We start from the raw sequence: 20,501 nt of genomic DNA on the forward strand, positions 1-20,501 counted from the left end.
AGAGAACATATAAGCAACGTCGCTTATCATGTTTTCAAGGGGGATGATGTGCTGACATCCAAGCAACGCGAGCTTCTTCTGTTCATCGACCGGCGGCTGAAGGCGGATGGTATTTCGCCCTCCTTCGACGAGATGAAAGATGCCCTTGGCCTGAAATCCAAGTCCGGTGTTCACCGCCTGATCGGTGCCTTGGAAGAGCGCGGCTTCATCCGCCGTATGGCGAACCGTGCCCGCGCGCTTGAAGTGATGAAGCTGCCGGAAGGCGCCAAGGTGGAGGCTACGCCGGCTGCCAGCACCAATGTCGTCTCCGCCGACTTCACCCCGCGCCGCGCACCCGAACCCGAAGCTGGCACGGTCGAAATTCCCCTGCATGGCCGGATCGCTGCCGGCACCCCGATTGAAGCGCTGGAACGCGGCGACGCCCATGTTGCGATCCCGGCATCCATGCTGGGGCGCGGGGATTGCTATGCGCTCGAGATTTCTGGCGATTCCATGGTCGAGCTTGGCATCATGGACGGCGATACCGTGATTATTGAGAGCTGCAAGACCGCCCGTGACGGCGAAGTGGTTGTGGCCCTCGTCGACCGCGAGGAAGCAACCCTCAAGACACTGCGCCGCTCCGGCCGCCATATCAGCCTGATCCCCGCCAACCGCGCTTACGAGCCGCAGATTTACGAATCTGACCGGGTTGAGGTGCAAGGGCGCCTTGTGGGGCTTCTTCGGCACTATCACTGAGGCTTGGTGGCAGATCAGGGGCCGTCACCAGTGTGGCGGTCTTCCTGCTCCCTGCTCCATTCCAGTCGGGGCGATGATCCCGACGAGCCATACCACACGGCGACGGGGCCGGATTCTTCCAGATCGCGCGTTGTGATCATGATATCCGCACCCTTGCAATAGCGCCGCCAGCGATACTCGACGACGGCAATCGCAGCCTGCGGGCAATCTTCCTCAACGGCGGAAAGGTCGCGCGGTACCGCGAGTGGCTTTTCGAGGCCTATATCCCACAAGCACCCTGCCGCGTCGCAGGCGCCGGGCAGCTTCTCCTGCGCCAACCCCGGTCTCAGCCCCCATTGCCGCGCCCACGCCGCCGTCCGGAAGCTTTGCCGGCCACTTGTTGACTGCATCGCCTGACGGGTTTGGTCAAAGCGCGCGATGAGGCGCCCGCCGCTATCGATCAGCAAATCGGGACGGCGCGCCTGACCGGTCAGCGCTAAGCCAGCAATCACCAGAAGCGCGGAAGCGGCCCAGAGCCTTTTGTCCCGCGCGACGACAAACAGCGCAAAGGGCAGCGTGAGGCAGAGATAGGCTTCGCCCGGCATCCAGCGATAAAGAACCGCCCCCGGCATGCCCGCCGCAGCGACAGCCAATTCAATCAGGCTTTCCAGCCCCCAGCCAAGCAGGGGCGCGGTGACGGCTGGCAGCCCCACGATCATCAGCAACAGCGTGAGAATGGCGAGCGGCATGATGAACCAGGCGAGCACCGGCACGCCGACAAGGTTTGCCACAGCACCAAGGAGCGTCAGGTGTTGGAAGTGATAGAGGCCAACAGCGGCAATCGAGGCCTCGGCTACAAGCGTTGTTGCAAGGCTCGCGGCAATGAATCCGGCAATCCTGCCTGTGATGCCCCGCTCGTCACCTGCCCAGTCTCCCCTTGCCCGGCGTGCCGTGCGGTAACGGGTCCAGACTTCGTAGGCCGCAACAAGGCCGGCCGTTGCTGCAAAGGACATCTGGAAACCGGCACTTGAAACAGCGGCAGGGTCAACGGCCACGATTACAAGTGCTGCAATGGCAAGGCTGCGCAGCGATAACGCCCGCCGGTTGGCCAGCACTGCTGTGAAGCCGATCATCACCATGATATAGGCCCGGATTGTCGGTATCCCCATGCCGGAGAGGACAAGGTATGCTGTGGCCACGAACATGCCCATCAGGGCCGCCACCCGGCGCGGCAGGATACGGTGGGCGAGGCCTGGAATTGCCGCTGCCAGCATCTCGAACAGCAGGAAAGCGCCGCCCGCGATAATGCCCATATGGAGGCCGGAAATGGCGAGCATGTGGGCAAGGCCAGCATCGCGCATCGCATCCAGCGTGGCCTGATCAAGCCCGCCGCGAATACCGACCAGAAGAGCGGCAGCGAGTGCCCCGGCTTGCCCCGGCATCAGCGTTTGCAGGTCTTGCGCGATCCGGCTCCGCCACCGCTCAACCTGCCTTGCCATCCCGCCTCCTTCCGCTTCTGCCACGCGAACAATGGCGGATACAGCAAAGCCTTCGCCGGTGACCGCCTGCGAAACGGCATGACGGCGGAAATCGTACCCGCCCGGATAAACCGGCCCCTTGGGCGGGCCGACAATCGCCTCGAGCGTCACGATATCACCGGGCACCAGATCGACCGGCGCATCGGTCCGCACCATCAGGCGCAACCGCCCGGGTGGCCCTTCCCGCCGCTGGACGGTAAATTCTTGGGGTGTCACCGTCAGGCGCAGCCCTCGGTCCCCGCGCTGTTCCACTGCGTCCACTTCCCCGGTGAAGGCAATATAGGTTTCAGCCGGCCAAAAACTGATGTCCGCAAGTTTCGGCACCCGCGCTGTTGCCCATGCATGACCGAGCGCGAAGGCGGCCACGGCAAGCAGGCCCAGCTGCAGACGGGCCGGCGCATATCTGAATATCGCAAAGGCGGCGAGGCAAAGCATTGCAGATGCCAGCACCGGTATTCCACCGTTCGCGCCAAATCCGGCGCCGAACAGCAGTGCGAAGGCAAGCGCCGCAACCCTGCCGTCGCGCGCAAAGATGACAGGCTGCAGGAGGTGCGCCTGCCAGCCATCTCGCTTTCCTGAAACCCGGCTGCCGTCCATATGGCCCCGTCTGCCCCGAATTGCCTGTGATTTACCCGCGGAAAGTGTAGTCACGCACCCTCTGATCAACAAGCAATCATAGGGTCGCACCTGTTTGTGTTGGCGAAAAACATATGCTACAAGCCATTAGGGCAAGCAGGCATTCCCCTTCTCTCACCTGCTATCGCCTCCCGTTCTGTATCAAGATCAAGGACTTCGCGTACGATGACGGCGTCTTCTTCAAAGAGGGTGGTGACCCGCTTTGCGCCCTCCCCAACCGGCTTTCTCCATATCGGCGGTGCCCGCACGGCGCTTTATAACTGGCTGTTTGCGCGCCACCACGGCGGCACATTCCGCCTGAGGATCGAGGATACCGACAGGGCCCGCTCCACCGATGCCGCAATTGAGGCAATCCTCACGGGCCTCAAATGGCTGGAACTGAACTGGGACGGCGATGCCGTCAGCCAGTTTGCCTCCTCGCCGCGCCACCGCGAAGTCGCGGAAGAGCTGCTGGCGCGTGGCCGGGCCTATCGCTGCTATGCGAGCGCCGAGGAAAATGCGGCGGCCCGCGAGGAAGCCCGCGCGAAGGGCGAGAATTTCCGAGGGGACCTGTGGCGTGACCGCGACGCAAGCGAAGCACCAGCCGGTGTTGCCCCTGCGATCCGCCTGAAGATGCCGCGCGAAGGCGAAACCGTGATCAATGATCTCGTCCAGGGGCCGGTCACCGTCCAGCACAAGGAGCTGGACGACATGATCCTGCTGCGCTCGGACGGCACGCCAACCTATATGATGGCAGTGGTGGTGGATGATCACGACATGGGCATCACCCATGTGATCCGCGGTGACGACCATTTGAACAACGCCTTCCGCCAGTATCAGCTTTTCAAGGCGATGGACTGGGAAATCCCCGAGTTTGCCCATATCCCGCTGATCCATGGGCCGGACGGCAAGAAGCTTTCAAAGCGCCATGGTGCACTGGGCGTTGAGGCCTATGAAGAAATGGGTTTCCTGCCCGAAGCCATGCGCAACTATCTTCTGCGGCTCGGCTGGAGCCACGGTGACGAGGAAATCATCCCGACGGCCAAGGCCATCGAATGGTTCAATCTGGAATCGGTCGGCCGCGGCCCGGCCCGGTTTGATTTTGACAAGCTGGACAGCATCAACGCGCATTATATGCGCGCGAAACCGGCGGACGAACTTTACGGCCTTGTCAAAGGGCTGTTGGCCACCCGTATCGGCCATGCCCCCTCCGCTGATGAAGAAGCCCGTATCCTGAAAGCCATGCCATCCCTTGCCGAACGCGCCAAACGTCTGCCGGAACTGGCGGAATATGCGTCGCTTTTCTGCAACGGCGAACCGAAGGAACCCACTGAGTCTGCCCTCGCCCAACTGACGGCTGAGAACAAGGCATTGCTCGCCGAGCTTTCAACAAGTCTCAAAACTGTTGAAAATTGGTCCCATGACCAGATCAAGGAAGCCGTCAGCGTTTTTGCAGTTGCGAAAGAGCTGAAACTTGGCAAGGTTATGCAGCCCGTTCGGGCTGCCGTCACCGGTGGTCTGCCGTCTGGCGATCTGGTTGACACATTGGAAATTCTTGGCCGGGAAGAAACTCTCGCCCGACTTGAAAGATCGACGGCCTGACGCTCCCAGCGTCAGCAACCGAACGCCAAAATATAAGGAAGGAGTTGAAAACATGTCCAACGAACCGATGAAGCTGGCCGGCAACGGCGCTGCAATGGACCTGCCCGTGCTGGAAGGAAGCACCGGTCCGAAAGTGATGGATGTTCGCAAGCTTTATGCGGAAACCGGCATGTTCACCTTCGACCCCGGCTTCACTTCGACCGCGAGCTGCGAATCCCGTATCACCTATATCGATGGCGATGAAGGCGAGCTCTGGTACCGCGGTTACCCGATCGAGCAACTGGCTGAACAAAGCGACTTCATGGAAGTCTGCTATCTCCTTCTGTTCGGTGAGCTGCCGACCAAAGCCGAGAAAGCCAAGTTCGAGTGGGATATCACCCACCACACGATGATCCATGAGCAGCTGCACAAATTCTATTCGGGCTTCCGCCGCGACGCGCACCCGATGGCCGTGATGGTTGGTGTGGTTGGCGCACTTGCTGCCTTCTATCATGACAGCACCGACATCAACGACCCGCACCAACGCATGGTCGCCAGCTATCGTCTGATCGCCAAGATCCCGACGATTGCTGCGATGGCCTACAAATATTCGGTTGGCCAGCCGTTCGTGTATCCGCAGAACGATCTGTCGTACGCCGGCAACTTCCTGAAAATGATGTTCTCGGTCCCGGCTGAGGAATACAAGGTCAACCCGATCCTCGAAGAGGCGATGGACCTGATCTTTATCCTGCATGCCGACCACGAGCAGAACGCCTCGACCTCGACCGTGCGCCTTGCCGGTTCGTCGGGCGCCAACCCGTTTGCCTGTATCGCTGCCGGTATTGCCTGCCTCTGGGGTCCGGCACACGGCGGCGCCAATGAAGCATGCCTCAACATGCTGCAGGAAATCGGCACCGTTGACCGCATCCCGGAATTCATTGCCCGCGCCAAAGACAAGAACGATCCGTTCCGCCTGATGGGCTTTGGCCACCGCGTTTACAAGAACTTCGACCCGCGCGCCAAAGTGATGCGCGCCACCGCCCACAAGGTGCTGAAAGAGCTTGGCGTCAATGACCCGCTCTTCGATGTGGCGATGGAGCTTGAAAAGATCGCGCTTGAGGATCCGTACTTCATCGACAAGAAGCTTTATCCGAACGTGGATTTCTATTCGGGCATCATCCTGAAGGCCATGGGCTTCCCGACCGAAATGTTCACCGTGCTCTTCGCGCTGGCCCGTACCTCGGGCTGGATTGCCCAGTGGAAAGAGATGATCGAAGACCCGACCCAGCGGATCGGTCGTCCTCGCCAGCTCTATACCGGCGCCACGAAGCGCGACTATGTTCCGGTCGACAATCGCTAAACGGTAATGACAAAAAGAAAAGGCCCTGGAAATACTTCCGGGGCCTTCTTCATTGGGCAGATGAAGCGCTGAAGGCTCAGTTGCCGCCCATCATGGCTGTCAGCGTGGCTTCACACACCTTGGTGCCTTCCACGTAGGCTTCGCCCTGGAACTTCCACACGGCGCCACCACCGCGCAGCACTGTGACCTTCATTTCAAGCCGGTCGCCCGGCACCACGGTCTTGCGGAACTTGGCACCATCAATCCCCATGAAGAAGACGGCCTTGCTGCCCTTCGCATCGTCGCCGAGGCTATCGATCGCGATAACGCCGGCTGTTTGCGCCATGGCTTCAAGGATCAGCACGCCAGGCATCACCGGCTGATCGGGGAAGTGGCCGGGGAAGAAGGGTTCGTTGATCGTCACACACTTGATGCCGGTGCCGCTTTCGCCCTTTACGATATCGACAACCTTGTCGACCAGAAGGAACGGATAGCGGTGCGGGATCATTTCCTTGATCGCAGTAACATCATATTGCATGGCTTTGCCCTCATTCTTGAACGTGTTGACGCAGCCATAGGCCCAAGCGCGGCGTATGGCAAGTCCTCCAAATGAAAAGGGCGATGCCGCAGCACCGCCCCTTCGTTGTTATCGCAGGCATCTGCCCGATCAGAATTCCTGACCGAACTTGATACCGAAGGTGCGCGGCTGCGTCGGCACATTGTAAATGATGCCTTGTGCGCCTACATCCGGGAAGCCGGAGCCGCAAATGGTCTCGCCGCAGGCAGCATAGCGACCGTTTTCGGTACGCTCGTCGAAGGCGTTATGGATATAAGCCTCGATCGTCCAGCCATCCTTGCCAACACCAAAGCTGAAGTCAGCCTCGGTCGATGCCGGCAGGCGGCCAAGAATACTGCGCTCCAAGAGACGCAGATCCGAGTTGCGACGATCCTGATGGCTCATGACCATCTGGCCATAGGCATTATAGTCGCCGAACGTCCATTCGTAGCGCGCCGTCATGGCTGCCTTGAACTTGGGCGTTACCGGCAGAACAGTGCCAATCGGTGCCTCAGGGCTTGCACACTCGGTAACCGGATTGCCGTTATCGTCCGTGAAGCCGCAGAAGTTTTCGGTCAGGCGAGCATTGTTATGCGCAATGCTGCCGGTCACGGTCAGGCCGTCGGTCACTGCGACCGTTGCATCCATCTCGAAACCCTTGATGCGGGCTTGTGCCGCGTTGGTGATTTCGGTCAGGCCGTTCGCACCAAGGAGCGAATATTGCACGTCCGTCCAGTCCTGCTGATAGATGGCGCCGTTGAAACGAACACGGCCATCGAACAGCGTGGTTTTCCAGCCCAGCTCATAGTTGGTCAGGAAATCCGGAATATAGGGCGGCAGCGTACCACGGCGGTTGTGACCGCCCGGACGGAAGCCCCGCGAGATCGTGCCATAAACCATAATGTCGTCAGTGACATGATAGTTCATGTTGATCTTGTAGGTGTTGCCCGTCTTCTTGGCCGAACGCGGCACAACATCACCAGTCTCAGCGTAAATCTTGTCGTCGTAGAGGTTGGTGCACGGGCTGTTCTCAACAACAGCCGGGCCGTCAATCCCGCCGGCACAAGCAGCAACGCCCGTGCGGCTCGACCAGCCGTCGCTATAGCCGAAGAAGCCGACAAGCGTGTTGTCATACTTGAAGACGCGCAGGCCACCGGTCACCGAGAATTTCTCGGTGATATCCCAGGTCAGCTCACCGAAGATCGCATAGTCGCGGTCAACGCGGCTCTGTTTGGTCAGCCAGATCGTATTATCCCAGTTCGGAACGGTGATGGCGTCGGCAATATCCCAGATCATGTAGCGCTGCTGGATATTGTGGCTCTGGCGCTGGTAGAAGAAGCCGCCAACGAAGCGGACATCGTTTTCAGCGGGTGACGCCAGACGGAGTTCCTGGCTGATTTTCGAGAAACGGTCACGGCTGCGGAAGAACTGTGACGGGTTCACGTAATCGCCGGCATTGTCATAGAAGTAGGTACCGCCGCCGTAGGCCGAGGCATAGTAGGCGTCGTAGAAGTATGCATAGTCGGCATAGTCACTTTCGCCGTCGATCGCCCGGCGCAGGTACGAACCCGAATAAGTCAGGTCCCAATTGCCAACCTTGCCCTCAAGGGTAAGCGCAGCCTGCACCCACTTGTCCTTCTGGAATTCGGGATGGTAGTGGGCAACTTTGAGGTCGCCGAAGGCCGGATCCACGGCGAAGGAGCCGTTGGACTTCTGATATTGGCCCATCAGCTGCGGGGTCAGTGTCCAGTTTTCATCAAGGTCGATGCGAAGGCCAAGGCGACCGCCGTAGGTCGATACATTGTTGTAATTGTCTTCGGCATATTCCGCATTGTCGTCCGCGAACTGGGTGCGACCGACATACTGGCGCACATTGTGGACGTTATCGATATAGCCGGCATCTTCCTTCACCCAGCCGACGAGGCGGATGGCTGCCTTATCGGACAGCGGCTTGTTGACATAGCCTTCGCCGACATAGCCCATGCCGCCGTGCTCAACCTGATTGACCTCAAGGTCATAGGCTGCTGAAAACTCGTTGACGTCCGGCTTGTTCGTGATGATGCGGACAGTACCGGCCTGCGAGCTGGCGCCATACAGCGTGCCCTGCGGGCCCGACAGCGCCTCGACGCGCTCGATATCATAGACATGAACATCGAGGGCGCCCTGAATGGTCGTGATCGGCTGTTCGTCAAGATAGATGCCGACGCTCGGCAGCGAACCGGAGTGGTTGCCGTCACCGCCCGATGCCACACCGCGCATATAGACCTGGCTGAAGCCCGGGCCTGCGGTTGCGTAGGAGAGGTTCGGCAACATCTTGGCATAATCGTAGAAGTCGGTGACCTGAAGCTGTTCAAGCTTTTCGTTGCCAAACGCCTGAATGGCCAGCGCCACGTCCTGCATGTTTTCAGAACGTTTCTGCGACGTCACGACGATTTCTTCGAGAACCAGTTCGTTAGACTCGGCACCTGCAGATTGTGCCAGGGCGGGGCTTCCAGCCGCCAAGACGGTCGTCGCCAGCAGCAGCGACCGCGTAGCATTGCGCGCAAAACCGGAACGTTGCGCACCTAGATCCGTAATCATTCGTTATCTCCCTGTAGGCCATTATTTTCGGCTTATTACTGCCTTATTAGGCTACCTTTTCTTTTATTGCCCTACAAGCAACGAATTAGGAAATTTTCGTGCGTTATCCGCACTTTAAACGAAGGGAGAAGCTGGATAGGACGAAAGTACAGGGCCAAGGGCCTCGCGCAGCGGCGCGAGCCAGGGATCGTAGTTTTTCCAATGCTCTACAGCATCCTTGAAAATCGGTTTCCGCACTTGTTCTGAGCTGGCCGTGCGCACCGCGCGGTCGGTTTCCCAGTATCGCAGGCACGATTCTTCGAAAGGAAGCCCGCAATAATCGAGAAGCGCGCGGATTTCTGTCTCGGTGTCCTCGACCATTCGCTCATAGATCACACGGTGTATGCGGCCCGGCAAAGCCCGGTCGATATGCGACATCAGGTCAACATAATCATGATAGTAACGGCCGATTTCCATGAGGCCGTAGGTAAAGGCCTGGCCGCGGGCGAAATGCTGTTTGAAGCCCGAGAAGCAGCAGCCCATCGGATGGCGGCGCGCATCGATGATCTTGGCGTTCGGCAGGATCAGGTGGATAAGCCCGGCGTGCAGCCAGTTGTTCGGCATCTTGTCGATAAAGAAAGGCGTGCCTTCCTTGCGCTGGATACGGGTACGATCAAGATATTCTTCACCGAGCGCCTTCAGCCGGTCGGCCGGCAGACCGGCAATCGAGCCCGGATACAGCCCGGTGCCCTTGCGGCCATCCTTGAAGCCCAGTTCCTTGGCAATCGCGATGATATCCGGCAGCTCCATCGTGCCTTCCACCATTGAATGGCTGGACAGAATCTGTTCCACAAGCGTCGAGCCCGCCCGCGGCAGCCCCACCACAAAGATCGGGTCCGCAGCCTGTGACCCCTGCCCTTGCCGCGCGGCGAAAAAGTCTGCGGTCAGCAGTTCCTTGCTGCGGGCCACAAGGCCTGAGGTGATCTCGGCGCTATACTGAAGTTCCTCGCGACGCTCTGTATTGCCGACCTCATAGTGAGCGAACGACTGGCTATAGACCTTGCGGTCCTCATAGGCCTTGCCGAGCGCGAAATGCAGGTGAAACCTGTCTTCCTTCGAGATATCCTCACGCTTCACCTCGCGTTCCATGATGGCAAGTTGGTCATTGGAGAAACGGAAGGTCTTGAGGTTGGCAAGGCTCCACCAGACTTCGCCAAGCTCCGGCGCAATGGCAACAGCCTTTTCATAGGCCTTGATGCCGTCTTCCTGCCGCCCGACGGTCTTCAAGGCATGGCCGTAGCTCATCCAGCTTTGCGGATGGCCGTCAAAGACCTTCAGGATGCGTTCATAGGCTTCAATCGCCTCCTCATACCGGCCAAGGCGCGACAGGCAGGCAGCATGCAGCAGTCTGTAGTTCGGATTGTTGCCGTCCTTGCCAATCAGGAAATCGAGATGATCAAGTGCCTCCAGCAGGCGCCCGTTCCGGTTCAGCATCAGCGCCAGATTGTGCCGCGCGGCATCAAAGCCCGGCGCAAGCGCGATACAGTGTTCGAGCAGCGCCACTGCATCGTCATATTGCCCCAGTCGACCGCCGGTTTCCGCGAGCATGCGCATGGCCGCAACATCGCTCGGGAACTGCTTGAGGTGGGCGCGCAACAGATGTTCAGCTTCCGGCAGGCGGTTCTCGACGAGCGCTGTCGCCGCGGCCATCAGGTTCGGGTCATTGGTCGAGGTTGCGATATGGCGTGCGAAGGCGGCATCGGCCTCGTCGGTTTTCCCCTGCACCGTCAGCATGTCGGCGAGCGCGAGCCAGGCTTGCGTATACCCCGGGGCTTCCTTGACCGCCCTGCGGACCGCGTCAACCGCACTTTCCATGTCGCCGGCGCGCGCGTGGAACTGGCCGAGTTCAAACCATGCCCCTGCATAGTCCGGCAGGCGTTTCAGCAGAGCAACGAACTGGCCTTCGGCTTCGTCGCGGCGGCCTTGGCGCGCCACGGCCATCGCCCGCAGAAGCGCTGCTTCCGGGCTTTCCGGGACTACCCTCAGGATTTCGGTGGCCTGTTCTTCGGCAAGCGCGGGATTCTGTGCCAGCAGGCGCGATGTGTGGGCAATCGCGGTGGCAAGGGAACCGGTAGGTTCGGCGCTTTCGGGTGACGTCACAGGTGATGGTCCTTGGCATTGATCGAAACATTACGAACATCCAAGGTGACGGGCTGGCGCCCCAAAATCAAGCCGCTGTGATCACATGCCGCTTTCAGGGACGCGGCATCGGCAGAAAATCGATCCCATCCGCCAGCGCGCCGACCGAAACGGTCTTTTCAAGATCGGGATAGGCCTCGTGGCGCAGGCTCACGAGCGGATACTGGCTGGATTCGACGCTTGAAATGCGCCGCACTACCCACACGCTTGTCAGGCGTTCGCGCAGGCAAAACCGGTCGCCAACCGCAACATTTTCAGTGTCTGTTTCCGTGTCTTCGCCGGACATCCAGCGGCGCACGGACGAAAAGGCAGTGAGGGAGGCCATGTAGCACCTGTCGCTTTCTTCTATGCGGTGACGCTATCGCCCGATCCCTTAATTTTGTCTTTAGGGAACTGACAGATTCGCCGCCATTTCACGCAAATACATACAACCACTGCTAATTATACCTGTCGCTGCTACTATATTTTGATGCAGCTTGACGGGCGGGCCTCGCTATAATACCCCGGAATGCCCCGCCCTCAAAAGGAAAGCCGATGACCGACCTGTTCGAAGTTTCGCAGACCAAGACAGATTACTCTGCGAAGGACATCGAAGTCCTTGAAGGGCTTGAGCCTGTCCGCCAACGGCCGGGCATGTATATCGGCGGTACGGACGAACGCGCGCTGCACCATCTGGTTGCCGAAGTGCTCGACAACTCAATGGATGAGGCAGTGGCGGGGCACGCCAGCCGAATCACTTTGACCCTGAATGAGGACGGTTCGGTCACCATCGGGGACAACGGTCGCGGTATCCCCGTCGACCCGCACCCGAAGTATCCGGGCAAGTCCGCGCTTGAGGTGATCCTGACCACCCTGCACTCCGGTGGCAAATTCTCGTCTGATGCTTATGCCACATCGGGCGGCCTGCACGGCGTGGGTATTTCGGTCGTGAACGCGCTCTCCGAATATGTGACCATCGAAGTCGCCCGTGACCGGACGCTTTATCGCCAGAGCTTCTCGCGCGGCCTGCCGACCTCCGGCCTTGAAAACCTGGGTGCAGTGCAGAACAAGCGCGGCACCAATGTCAGCTTCATGCCCGACGAACAGATTTTCGGGAAAGGCGCGGCCTTCAAACCCGCCCGCCTGTTCAAGATGGCGCGCTCCAAGGCCTATCTGTTCCGGGGCGTTGAAATCCGCTGGAAGTGTGCGGAAAACCTGATCCCGTCCGATGACCAGACGCCGGTTGAAACCACGCTCCATTTCCCGGGTGGCCTTTCCGACTATCTGGCGGAAACCGTTGCCAAGCGTTCTACTGTAACGCCCGAGCCTTTTGCGGGCTTTGTGAAGTTTCCGGACGCGCAGGGTCAGGTCGAGTGGGCACTGCATTGGCCCGAGTTCGGCGACGGCTTCTTCTCGAGCTACTGCAACACGATCCCGACCCCGCAAGGAGGCACCCACGAAAGTGGCCTCAAGTCGGCGCTTGTGAAGGGGCTGAAGGCATATGGTGACCTCACCGGCAACGGAAAAAAAACGGCGCAACTGACCGCCGAGGACGTGTGGGGTTCGGCCTGCGCCCTCCTTTCCGTTTTCATCCGCGACCCGCAGTTTCAGGGTCAGACGAAAGACAAGCTCTCCACGCCAGACGCGCAGCGGCTGACCGAAAACGCCATCCGCGATGCTTTCGACCATTGGCTCGCCGACCATCCGGAACGCGCGAGCGGCCTGCTGACCTGGGCGTTCGAACGGATGGAAGAACGGCTCCGCCGCCGGCAGGAAAAGGAAATCCAGCGCAAGACTGCGGTTTCCAAACGCAAGCTGCGCCTGCCCGGCAAACTGACGGACTGTTCGAGCGACAGCCCTGACGGCACCGAAATCTATATCGTGGAAGGTGATTCCGCAGGTGGCTCCGCCAAGCAGGCTCGCGACCGCAAGACGCAGGCAATCCTGCCCATTCGCGGCAAGATCCTGAACGTGGCGTCCGCGACCCGCGACAAGATCGCTGCCAACCAGGAAATCCGCGATCTCATTCAGGCGCTCGGTTGTGGCACCGGCGGCAATTACGACCGCGCGGCGCTGCGCTACGAAAAAGTCATCATCATGACTGACGCCGACGTGGACGGCGCCCACATTGCAACGCTTCTGATGACCTTCTTCTTCCAGGAAATGTCGCAGCTCGTGCGCGACGGCCGGCTTTACCTCGCCATGCCGCCCCTTTACCGCCTCGCACGCGGCGGAAAGGTCTTCTATGCCCGCGATGACGCCCACAAGGATCATCTGATGGCCACCGAATTTGCCGGCAAGGGCAAGGTCGATATCAGCCGCTTCAAGGGCCTTGGCGAGATGCCGCCGGCGCAGCTGAAGGAAACCACCATGGCGCCGGAGAAGCGCACCCTCCTGCGCGTCACCCTGCCCCACGACTATGCCGAACGCGCCGTCGTGAACGAGCTGGTGGACGACCTGATGGGCAAGAAGCCTGAAAAGCGCTTCGAATTCATCCGCGACAATGCAACGAGCATCGAAGAACTGGACATCTGATCACCGTGCCAGCCACGTCCGCATTGCGTCGATAACGGCGTTCGGCCTTTCCAGTGTTGCCATGTGGCCGCAGTGGGTGAGGCAATGATAGTCGGCGTTTGGCAGGTTTCGCACCATTTCGGCATGCACAGCCGGCGGTGACAGCGCATCCTCGATCCCGCAAAGCACAAGGGCCGGCTGGTGATAGCCCTTCAGTCGGCCCGTCGCATCGGCCCGCGCCATGATGGCTCGTTGCTGGCGCAGGAAGGTGTCGACGCCCAAATCTTTGGACATGGCCCGAAGCACATCGCCGCAGCCGGGGCGGTTGGCATTCTTTGGGGAAAAGACGCTGCCGACGAATGTTTCGATCACCCCCTCGAAATGGCCCTGCTCTGCGAGCCGCATGCCTTGAAGGCGTTTTTCGGTCGCTGCTGGCAGGTCGGCATGGGCGTTCGTGTCCATCAATGCGAAATGGGTGATGCGTTGGGGCGCCTGCCGGAGCGCATCCAGCACCACATAGCCCCCCATAGAGAGACCGCAGACGGCAAATTCGCCTTTGATGTCAGCAAGAAGACGGCTCGCCATCGCCTCGATTGTTTCGTCTTCGCGGGTCTCGGCGACATGGATATCAAAGTCCTGCGAAAGTGCCCCGATCTGGGGCAGAAACAGCCGCCTGTCACTCAGGAGACCCGGTACAAACACCAATTGTTTCGTCATGCCTGCATCTCCTGCCCTCTATGATTGACTTTGGCCTTTATATCCCTATGCTGCCCGCAATTCTTTGACCAAGCAACCGACGGACACACATGGGTTTTGATCTTCTGGGACTGAGCGAACCAACACTGAAGGCGGTCACCGACTCCGGCTACAGTGAGCCCACGCCTATCCAGGCTCAAGCCATTCCGCAGGTGCTGATGGGCCGCGACGTGCTGGGCATCGCCCAGACGGGTACCGGCAAAACGGCTTCCTTCACGCTGCCGATGATCGATATTCTGGCGCATGGCCGGGCGCGTGCCCGCATGCCGCGCTCGCTGATCCTCGAGCCGACCCGCGAGCTGGCAGCCCAAGTTGCCGAGAATTTCGAGAAATACGGCAAGAACCACAAGCTGAACATGGCGCTTCTGATTGGCGGGGTGAACTTTGCCGATCAGGAAAAGGCGCTTGATCGCGGCGTGGACGTCCTGATCGCCACGCCGGGCCGCCTGCTTGACCATTTCGAGCGCGGCAAGCTTCTGCTCACCGGCATTGAAATCCTCGTGGTGGACGAAGCCGATCGCATGCTCGACATGGGCTTCATCCCCGACGTTGAAAAAATCTGCGAGCGCATCCCGCGCCAGCACCAGACGCTCTTCTTCTCGGCCACCATGCCGCCGGTGATCCAGCGCCTGACCCAGCAATTCCTGAACGACCCGAAAAAGATCGAGGTATCGCGTCCCTCGTCGACCAGCGCGACAATCACGCAGAACCTGATCGAGGTCGATCATGTCAAGCAGAAGCGCCGCGTCCTTCGCGCCCTCCTGCGCACCGAAGATGTGAAGAACGGCATCATCTTCTGCAACCGCAAGACTTCGGTGAAAGAAACCTTCGAAAGCCTGAAGCGCCACGGTTTCAGCGTCGGCCAGCTTCACGGCGATATGGCCCAGAGCGAACGGCTCGAAATCCTGCGCCAGTTCAAGGAAAACGAGATCAAGCTTCTGTGTGCCTCCGATGTGGCAGCACGCGGCCTTGATATCGCTGACGTCAGCCACGTCTTCAATCTGGATGTGCCGAGCCACGCGGAAGACTATGTCCACCGCATTGGCCGCACCGGACGCGCCGGTCGCCTTGGCAATGCCTTCACGATTGCGGCGAAAACCCGCGACGACGACAAATATGTCGCCGCCATCGAAAAGATGACCGGCAACAAGCTGCCACGCACCGACGTGCCGGACGATAATGCCGATGACGAGCCGCTCCCCGGCAAGTCCCGCCCGCGCCGCGAAAAGCCCGAAGCCGCCGCACCTGCGTCGGAAGAAAAGCCCCGCGCATCGCGCAGCCGCCGCCCCCGCAAGGAAGAGGCACCGGCAGAAAAGCAGCCCGCGCCGAAGGCAGAGCCGCAAGCCGAAGCCAAGGCCGCAACGCCAAGGCCGCAGCCTGAAAAACGCGCTGAAAAGCCCGCGCCGCGTGGTCGTCGCCGCCGTGATGATGATGACGATTTCGAGCCCGTTGTCGGCATGGGCGATCATATGCCCGCCTTCCTGATGGCGCCGGTCAAGCTCAGCAAATAAGCCTGCCTATTGCCGCCGCATTTTCTGACCCTTAGAGTGTGAAAAATCACTCGGGGGAGGAAAACCGATGTCGGACAAATATGAAGCGATCACGCTGACGATCGAGGACGGACTTGCTGTTCTCACGCTCAACCAGCCGGACCGGCTGAACGCGCTCTCGAAAGCTATCAAGTCGGAAGTAACCCACGCCCTGCGCGCCTTGGGCCGCCCCGGTGGCCGCGCCCGTGCACTGCTGATCACCGGATCGGGCCGCGGTTTCTGTTCTGGCGCCAATCTCGCTGAAGGCATGGGCGGCGACGGGGATTCGGGCGCCAACCTGATGGACACCTACCATCCGATGCTCCTCGAGCTCGCTTCCCTGCCGATCCCGGTCATTTCGGCCGTCAATGGCGTGGCGGCCGGTGCCGGCATGAGCCTCGCGCTGTCGGCAGACATCGTGCTTGCCTCGAAATCTGCTTACTTCCTGTTGGCTTTCGTCAATATCGGGCTGGTGCCGGATGCGGGCGTCACCTTTCTTCTGCCACGATTGATCGGTAAGGCACGGGCAACCGCGCAGATGATGCTCGGCGAGAAGATACCGGCCGAGACCGCGAAGGATTGGGGCATGATCTATGACGTCGTCGAAGACGACGATCTGATGCCCGCCGCCCTCGCCCTTGGCAAACGGCTGGCGAATGGCCCCACGAAGGCCCTGTCCGGCATCCGCCAGTTGATGGCCGCAAGCCTCAACGGCACCTATGTGGAACAGTTGCAGCGCGAGGCGGAAACCCAGCGCCAGTGCAGCCGGACCGCCGATTTCATCGAAGGCGTTTCAGCTTTCATGCAGAAGCGGCCGACCAAGTTCGAGGGGCGCTGACCAGCCACCCGCAGTTAGCGCTGGTCAATCACCCTCTTTCCTTTTAAGGACGCAGACGATAAACAGGACTGACCGGAACAAACTGGAAACATTGGCTCGTATGCGTCCCTTCAATCCCTTTGCTGCCATCGGCCGGATGGTACTTGGCGCCTTGGCCGAACTCGGGCGCCTGTCCCTTTTCGCCGGACAGGCCCTAGGCGGCCTTGTCAATCCGCCGATCTATTGGCGGCTGATCCTGCAGCAGATGTGGGTGATCGGCTATAACAGCCTGCCGGTGATCGGCCTTACAGCCCTGTTCACCGGCGCTGCCCTCGCCCAGCAGATTTATGTGGGCGGCAGCCGGTTCAATGCTGAAAGCGTGGTGCCGGGCGTTGTGGTCATCGCGATTGTGCGCGAGCTCGGGCCGGTGCTAGGCGGCCTGATGGTTGCGGGCCGCGTTTCCAGCGCCATGGCAGCCGAGCTTGGCACTATGCGAGTGACAGAGCAGATCGACGCCCTGACGACGCTTTCAACCGACCCCTTTAAATATCTGATCGTGCCGCGCCTCGTGGCCGCGGTCGTCACGCTGCCGATGCTGGTGCTGATCGCCAATATCATCGGCGTGCTCGGCGGCTATGTCATCGGCACCGGTCGGCTTGGCCTCAATCCCGGCACCTATCTGCAGGTGACGGTCGATTTCCTTGAAAAGTCGGACGTCTATTCCTCGCTCGTCAAGGCGGCGGTATTCGGCTTCTTCATCGCGCTGATGGGCAGCTATCACGGTTACTTCAGCCGTGGCGGCGCGCAAGGTGTTGGCAAGGCGACGACGAATGCGGTCGTTTCGGCCTTCATCGCCATCCTGCTGTCGAACCTCATCATCACCGTCATCGTGTTTGGAGGCCGGGGATGAGCAAGCCTGACAAAATCGTCCTCAAGGACGTTCACAAAAGCTTCGGCCCCAAGGCTGTCCTCAAGGGCGTCAACCTTTCCGTGCCTGCCGGCCAGTCGCTTGTTGTGATTGGTGGCTCGGGCACCGGCAAATCGGTGATGCTGAAATCGGTGCTTGGCCTGATCAAGCCGGACGCCGGCGAAATCATGATCGACGGCGAAAATGTGCTGACCATGTCGCGCAGCGAACGCCGCGAGGTGATGACCCGTTTCGGCATGCTGTTCCAGGGCGCGGCGCTGTTCGATAGTCTGCCTGTCTGGGAAAATGTCGCCTTCGGCCTCATCCAGGGCAAGGGGATGGACCGCAAGGAAGCGCAGGAAATTGCCATCGAGAAGCTGCGCCGTGTGGGCCTTTCGCCCGATGTCGGCAGCCTTTCACCTTCGGAGCTTTCGGGCGGCATGCAGAAGCGTGTGGGCCTTGCCCGCGCCATCGCAGCCGAGCCCGAGATCATCTTCTTCGATGAGCCGACAACCGGCCTAGACCCCATCATGGCGGATGTCATCAACGACCTGATCGTCGAGTGCGTGAAGGACCTTGGCGCCACCACCATCTCGATCACCCATGACATGGCCTCCGCGCGCAAGATCGCTGACCGTATCGCCATGATCTATCACGGCGAAATCATCTGGGAAGGCACCCGCGACGAGATCGACAGGTCCGGCAACGATTATGTCGACCAGTTCATCCATGGCCGCGCTCAGGGGCCGATCCAGATGGAAGTGCTGAAACCCTAGGATGGCAAAAGCGCAGAAAACCTTCGCCTGTAACGCCTGTGGCAGCGTCTATACCCGCTGGCAGGGCAAGTGCGACGCCTGCAATGAGTGGAACACGATCGAGGAACAGGGCGCCGCCGTGTCTGGCGCGCCGAAAGGCCTTTCCGCCCAGAAGGGCCGCCGGGTCGATCTCGTCTCCCTCGATACGCCCCCTGAGAACCAGCCGCGCCTGCTGACCGGCCTTGCCGAGCTTGACCGTGCATTGGGTGGCGGCTTTGTGGCGGGCAGCGCCATTCTGATCGGCGGCGATCCCGGCATCGGCAAATCGACGATCCTTCTGCAGGCGATGGCGGCACTTTCCAAAGCCGGGCACGAATGCATCTATTTCTCGGGCGAGGAAGCGACCGCACAGGTTCAGATGCGCGCCGCCCGCCTCGGCCTTTCCGGTGCCCCCTTGAAGCTCGGCTGTGAAACCAGCCTGCGCGATATCCTGACGACCCTCGACGAGGCCGTTCCGCCCAAGGTGGTGGTGATCGATTCGATCCAGACGCTGTTTGCCGACCATGTGGACAGCGCCCCGGGCACCGTCACCCAGGTGCGGATCTGCGCCCACGAGCTGATCTCGTATGCAAAGCGGCGCGGCACGGTCGTCATCCTTGTCGGGCACGTCACCAAGGACGGCCAGATCGCCGGCCCCCGCGTGCTGGAACATATGGTTGATACCGTCCTTTATTTTGAAGGCGACCGCGGCCACCAGTTCCGCATCCTGCGCGCCGTTAAAAACCGCTTCGGCGGCACCGACGAGATCGGCGTGTTTGAAATGACCGGTGAAGGCCTCACGGAGGTGACCAACCCCTCCGCCCTGTTCCTTGCCGACCACAAAGCGCGCGAACCCGGCAGCGCGGTCTTTGCCGGTATCGAAGGCTCCCGCCCCGTGCTGGTTGAAATTCAGGCGCTTGTGGCGCGCTCGAGTGCAGCCAACCCGCGCCGGGCCGTTGTTGGCTGGGATTCGGGCCGGCTCGCCATGGTGCTTGCGGTCCTTGATGCTCGTGTGGGCCTTGGCCTTGCCGGGTGCGACGTTTACCTCAATGTGGCGGGCGGCTTGAAGATCAACGAGCCTGCGGCCGATCTGGCTGTTGCAGCAGCGCTCATGTCGAGCCTCGCGCAAATTCCGCTGCCTGACCAGACCGTGGTGTTTGGCGAGATTGCGCTTTCCGGCGATATTCGCGCGGTGGCCCAAACTGATGCCCGCCTGAAAGAAGCCGCCAAGCTCGGTTTCGCCGAAGCCCTTGGCCCCGCACAGAAAAAGAATGCTTCAAGTACCCTGCCCCTCAAGGCGCTCGACCGCGTTGGTGACCTTGCTGCACTCTTTTTTCCTGATGCATTGGCCTCGTGACAATCCCGGAGTATGATCGCGCCATGGATCTCGCCCAACTGACAGCTTTCGATATCGGTGTCCTCCTTCTGGTGGGACTTTCAACAATTCTGGCCTTCGGTCGCGGCTTCGCGACTGTGGCACTTTCGTTCGCCGCGTGGGCTGGTGCGGGTTTCGTCACCTTCTTCGGTTTTCCGCTCGCTAAACCTTATGGACGTGATATTGTGAGCCCGCCGGAGCTTGCAGATCTCATAACGCTTCTGGTGATCTTCGCTGTCGCCCTTTTCATCCTGCGCTACATCGCCGAATTCGTCGGTCGTGCCGTGAAAGATAGCCCCATCGGCTTCCTCGACCGCTCGCTTGGTGCGCTTTTCGGTTTCCTGCGCGGTGTGGTGATCATCTCGGTCGCCTATCTCGCCATCTCGAAGCTTTATCCCGGCAAGGATAGCCCGCCGTGGATCAGCAATGCGCAGCTGCAGCCGCTGGTGGCCTGGGGTGCTGAAATGGTAGAAGGCTTTGCCGCCGAAGCGATTGGCGAAGACCCGCGCGCGGTGGGTGACGCTTACCTTGAGAAGGCCTCGCGCTCGGCCACCAGCCAGTTCATCAGCGAGACGCTGAAGGAAAAGGCGGCCTCCTACGACGACAAGGCACGGGACCGGCTGGACGACCTGATCGATACGGTGGAGGAAGACCTGCCGCCGCCGGAGCCGGAAAAATAGACCCCTGCATGTTGCCTGCAGCAGGCACTCACGATTTTAATCTAGGCAG

Annotated in this window: 16 protein-coding genes; 10 read left to right on the forward strand and 6 right to left on the reverse strand. The window is 60.3% G+C overall.

The window, feature by feature from the left end; all coding sequences use genetic code 11:
* Nucleotides 1-48 precede the first annotated feature (48 nt).
* Complete coding sequence (gene lexA, locus PH603_RS10450) at nt 49-735, forward strand: transcriptional repressor LexA (RefSeq protein ID WP_289502471.1); 687 nt, start codon at nt 49-51, stop codon at nt 733-735.
* A 14-nt stretch (nt 736-749) separates the two neighbouring features.
* Here lexA and PH603_RS10455 read toward each other — a convergent pair whose 3' ends face one another.
* The gene (locus PH603_RS10455; RefSeq protein ID WP_289502472.1) at nt 750-2,849 is read right to left on the reverse strand and encodes a ComEC/Rec2 family competence protein; all 2,100 of its coding nucleotides are present in this window, start codon (nt 2,847-2,849) and stop codon (nt 750-752) included.
* Between the two features lie 204 nt (nt 2,850-3,053).
* Here PH603_RS10455 and gltX point away from each other — a divergent pair, with 204 nt between their 5' ends.
* Nucleotides 3,054-4,469: a glutamate--tRNA ligase gene (gene gltX, locus PH603_RS10460; protein WP_353507353.1), complete on the forward strand. Its 1,416-nt coding sequence runs from the start codon at nt 3,054-3,056 to the stop codon at nt 4,467-4,469.
* Between the two features lie 52 nt (nt 4,470-4,521).
* Nucleotides 4,522-5,808, forward strand: coding sequence for a citrate synthase (locus tag PH603_RS10465; RefSeq protein WP_289502474.1), 1,287 nt, complete (start codon nt 4,522-4,524; stop codon nt 5,806-5,808).
* Nucleotides 5,809-5,884: 76 nt separating this feature from the next.
* On the opposite strand, the gene fabZ is transcribed toward PH603_RS10465, so the two are convergent.
* The 4 genes from fabZ to PH603_RS10485 form a co-directional block, all read right to left on the reverse strand.
* Nucleotides 5,885-6,325: a 3-hydroxyacyl-ACP dehydratase FabZ gene (gene fabZ, locus PH603_RS10470; RefSeq protein WP_289502475.1), complete on the reverse strand. Its 441-nt coding sequence runs from the start codon at nt 6,323-6,325 to the stop codon at nt 5,885-5,887.
* Nucleotides 6,326-6,454: 129 nt separating this feature from the next.
* Nucleotides 6,455-8,923 carry a TonB-dependent receptor gene (locus PH603_RS10475; RefSeq protein ID WP_289502476.1) on the reverse strand — a complete coding sequence of 823 codons (2,469 nt, stop codon included), beginning with the start codon at nt 8,921-8,923 and terminating at the stop codon, nt 6,455-6,457.
* Between the two features lie 114 nt (nt 8,924-9,037).
* Entirely contained in the window at nt 9,038-11,062 is a 2,025-nt protein-coding gene (locus PH603_RS10480) for a tetratricopeptide repeat-containing sulfotransferase family protein (protein WP_289502477.1), read from the reverse strand.
* Between the two features lie 94 nt (nt 11,063-11,156).
* Nucleotides 11,157-11,426 carry a hypothetical protein gene (locus PH603_RS10485; protein ID WP_289502478.1) on the reverse strand — a complete coding sequence of 90 codons (270 nt, stop codon included), beginning with the start codon at nt 11,424-11,426 and terminating at the stop codon, nt 11,157-11,159.
* A 209-nt stretch (nt 11,427-11,635) separates the two neighbouring features.
* Between PH603_RS10485 and parE the strand changes: the two genes are divergently transcribed.
* Nucleotides 11,636-13,615 (forward strand): DNA topoisomerase IV subunit B, encoded by a 1,980-nt coding sequence (parE, locus tag PH603_RS10490; RefSeq protein WP_289502479.1) that lies wholly within the window; start codon nt 11,636-11,638, stop codon nt 13,613-13,615.
* On the opposite strand, the gene PH603_RS10495 is transcribed toward parE, so the two are convergent.
* Nucleotides 13,616-14,311 (reverse strand): alpha/beta fold hydrolase, encoded by a 696-nt coding sequence (locus PH603_RS10495; protein WP_289502480.1) that lies wholly within the window; start codon nt 14,309-14,311, stop codon nt 13,616-13,618. It abuts the gene before it with no gap.
* A gap of 89 nt (nt 14,312-14,400) precedes the next feature.
* On the opposite strand from PH603_RS10495, the gene PH603_RS10500 reads away from it, so the two are divergent.
* The 6 genes from PH603_RS10500 to PH603_RS10525 all read left to right on the forward strand — a co-directional run bounded on the left by PH603_RS10500 (nt 14,401) and on the right by PH603_RS10525 (nt 20,452).
* Complete coding sequence (locus PH603_RS10500) at nt 14,401-15,861, forward strand: DEAD/DEAH box helicase (protein WP_289502481.1); 1,461 nt, start codon at nt 14,401-14,403, stop codon at nt 15,859-15,861.
* 67 nt (nt 15,862-15,928) lie between these two features.
* The gene (locus tag PH603_RS10505) at nt 15,929-16,717 is read left to right on the forward strand and encodes an enoyl-CoA hydratase-related protein (RefSeq protein ID WP_289502482.1); all 789 of its coding nucleotides are present in this window, start codon (nt 15,929-15,931) and stop codon (nt 16,715-16,717) included.
* 100 nt (nt 16,718-16,817) lie between these two features.
* On the forward strand, nt 16,818-17,606 hold the full coding sequence (locus tag PH603_RS10510) for an MlaE family ABC transporter permease (RefSeq protein WP_289502483.1): 789 nt from the start codon (nt 16,818-16,820) through the stop codon (nt 17,604-17,606).
* Nucleotides 17,603-18,379 (forward strand): ABC transporter ATP-binding protein, encoded by a 777-nt coding sequence (locus tag PH603_RS10515; protein WP_289502484.1) that lies wholly within the window; start codon nt 17,603-17,605, stop codon nt 18,377-18,379. Before PH603_RS10510 ends, PH603_RS10515 begins: the two co-directional genes overlap by 4 nt.
* A 1-nt stretch (nt 18,380) precedes the next feature.
* The gene (gene radA, locus PH603_RS10520; protein WP_289502485.1) at nt 18,381-19,754 is read left to right on the forward strand and encodes a DNA repair protein RadA; all 1,374 of its coding nucleotides are present in this window, start codon (nt 18,381-18,383) and stop codon (nt 19,752-19,754) included.
* Between the two features lie 23 nt (nt 19,755-19,777).
* Nucleotides 19,778-20,452, forward strand: coding sequence for a CvpA family protein (locus PH603_RS10525; RefSeq protein ID WP_289502486.1), 675 nt, complete (start codon nt 19,778-19,780; stop codon nt 20,450-20,452).
* Nucleotides 20,453-20,501 lie beyond the last annotated feature (49 nt).

It is taken from the genome of Gimibacter soli, assembly GCF_028463845.1.
Classification (GTDB): Bacteria; Pseudomonadota; Alphaproteobacteria; order Sphingomonadales; family Kordiimonadaceae; genus Gimibacter; species Gimibacter soli.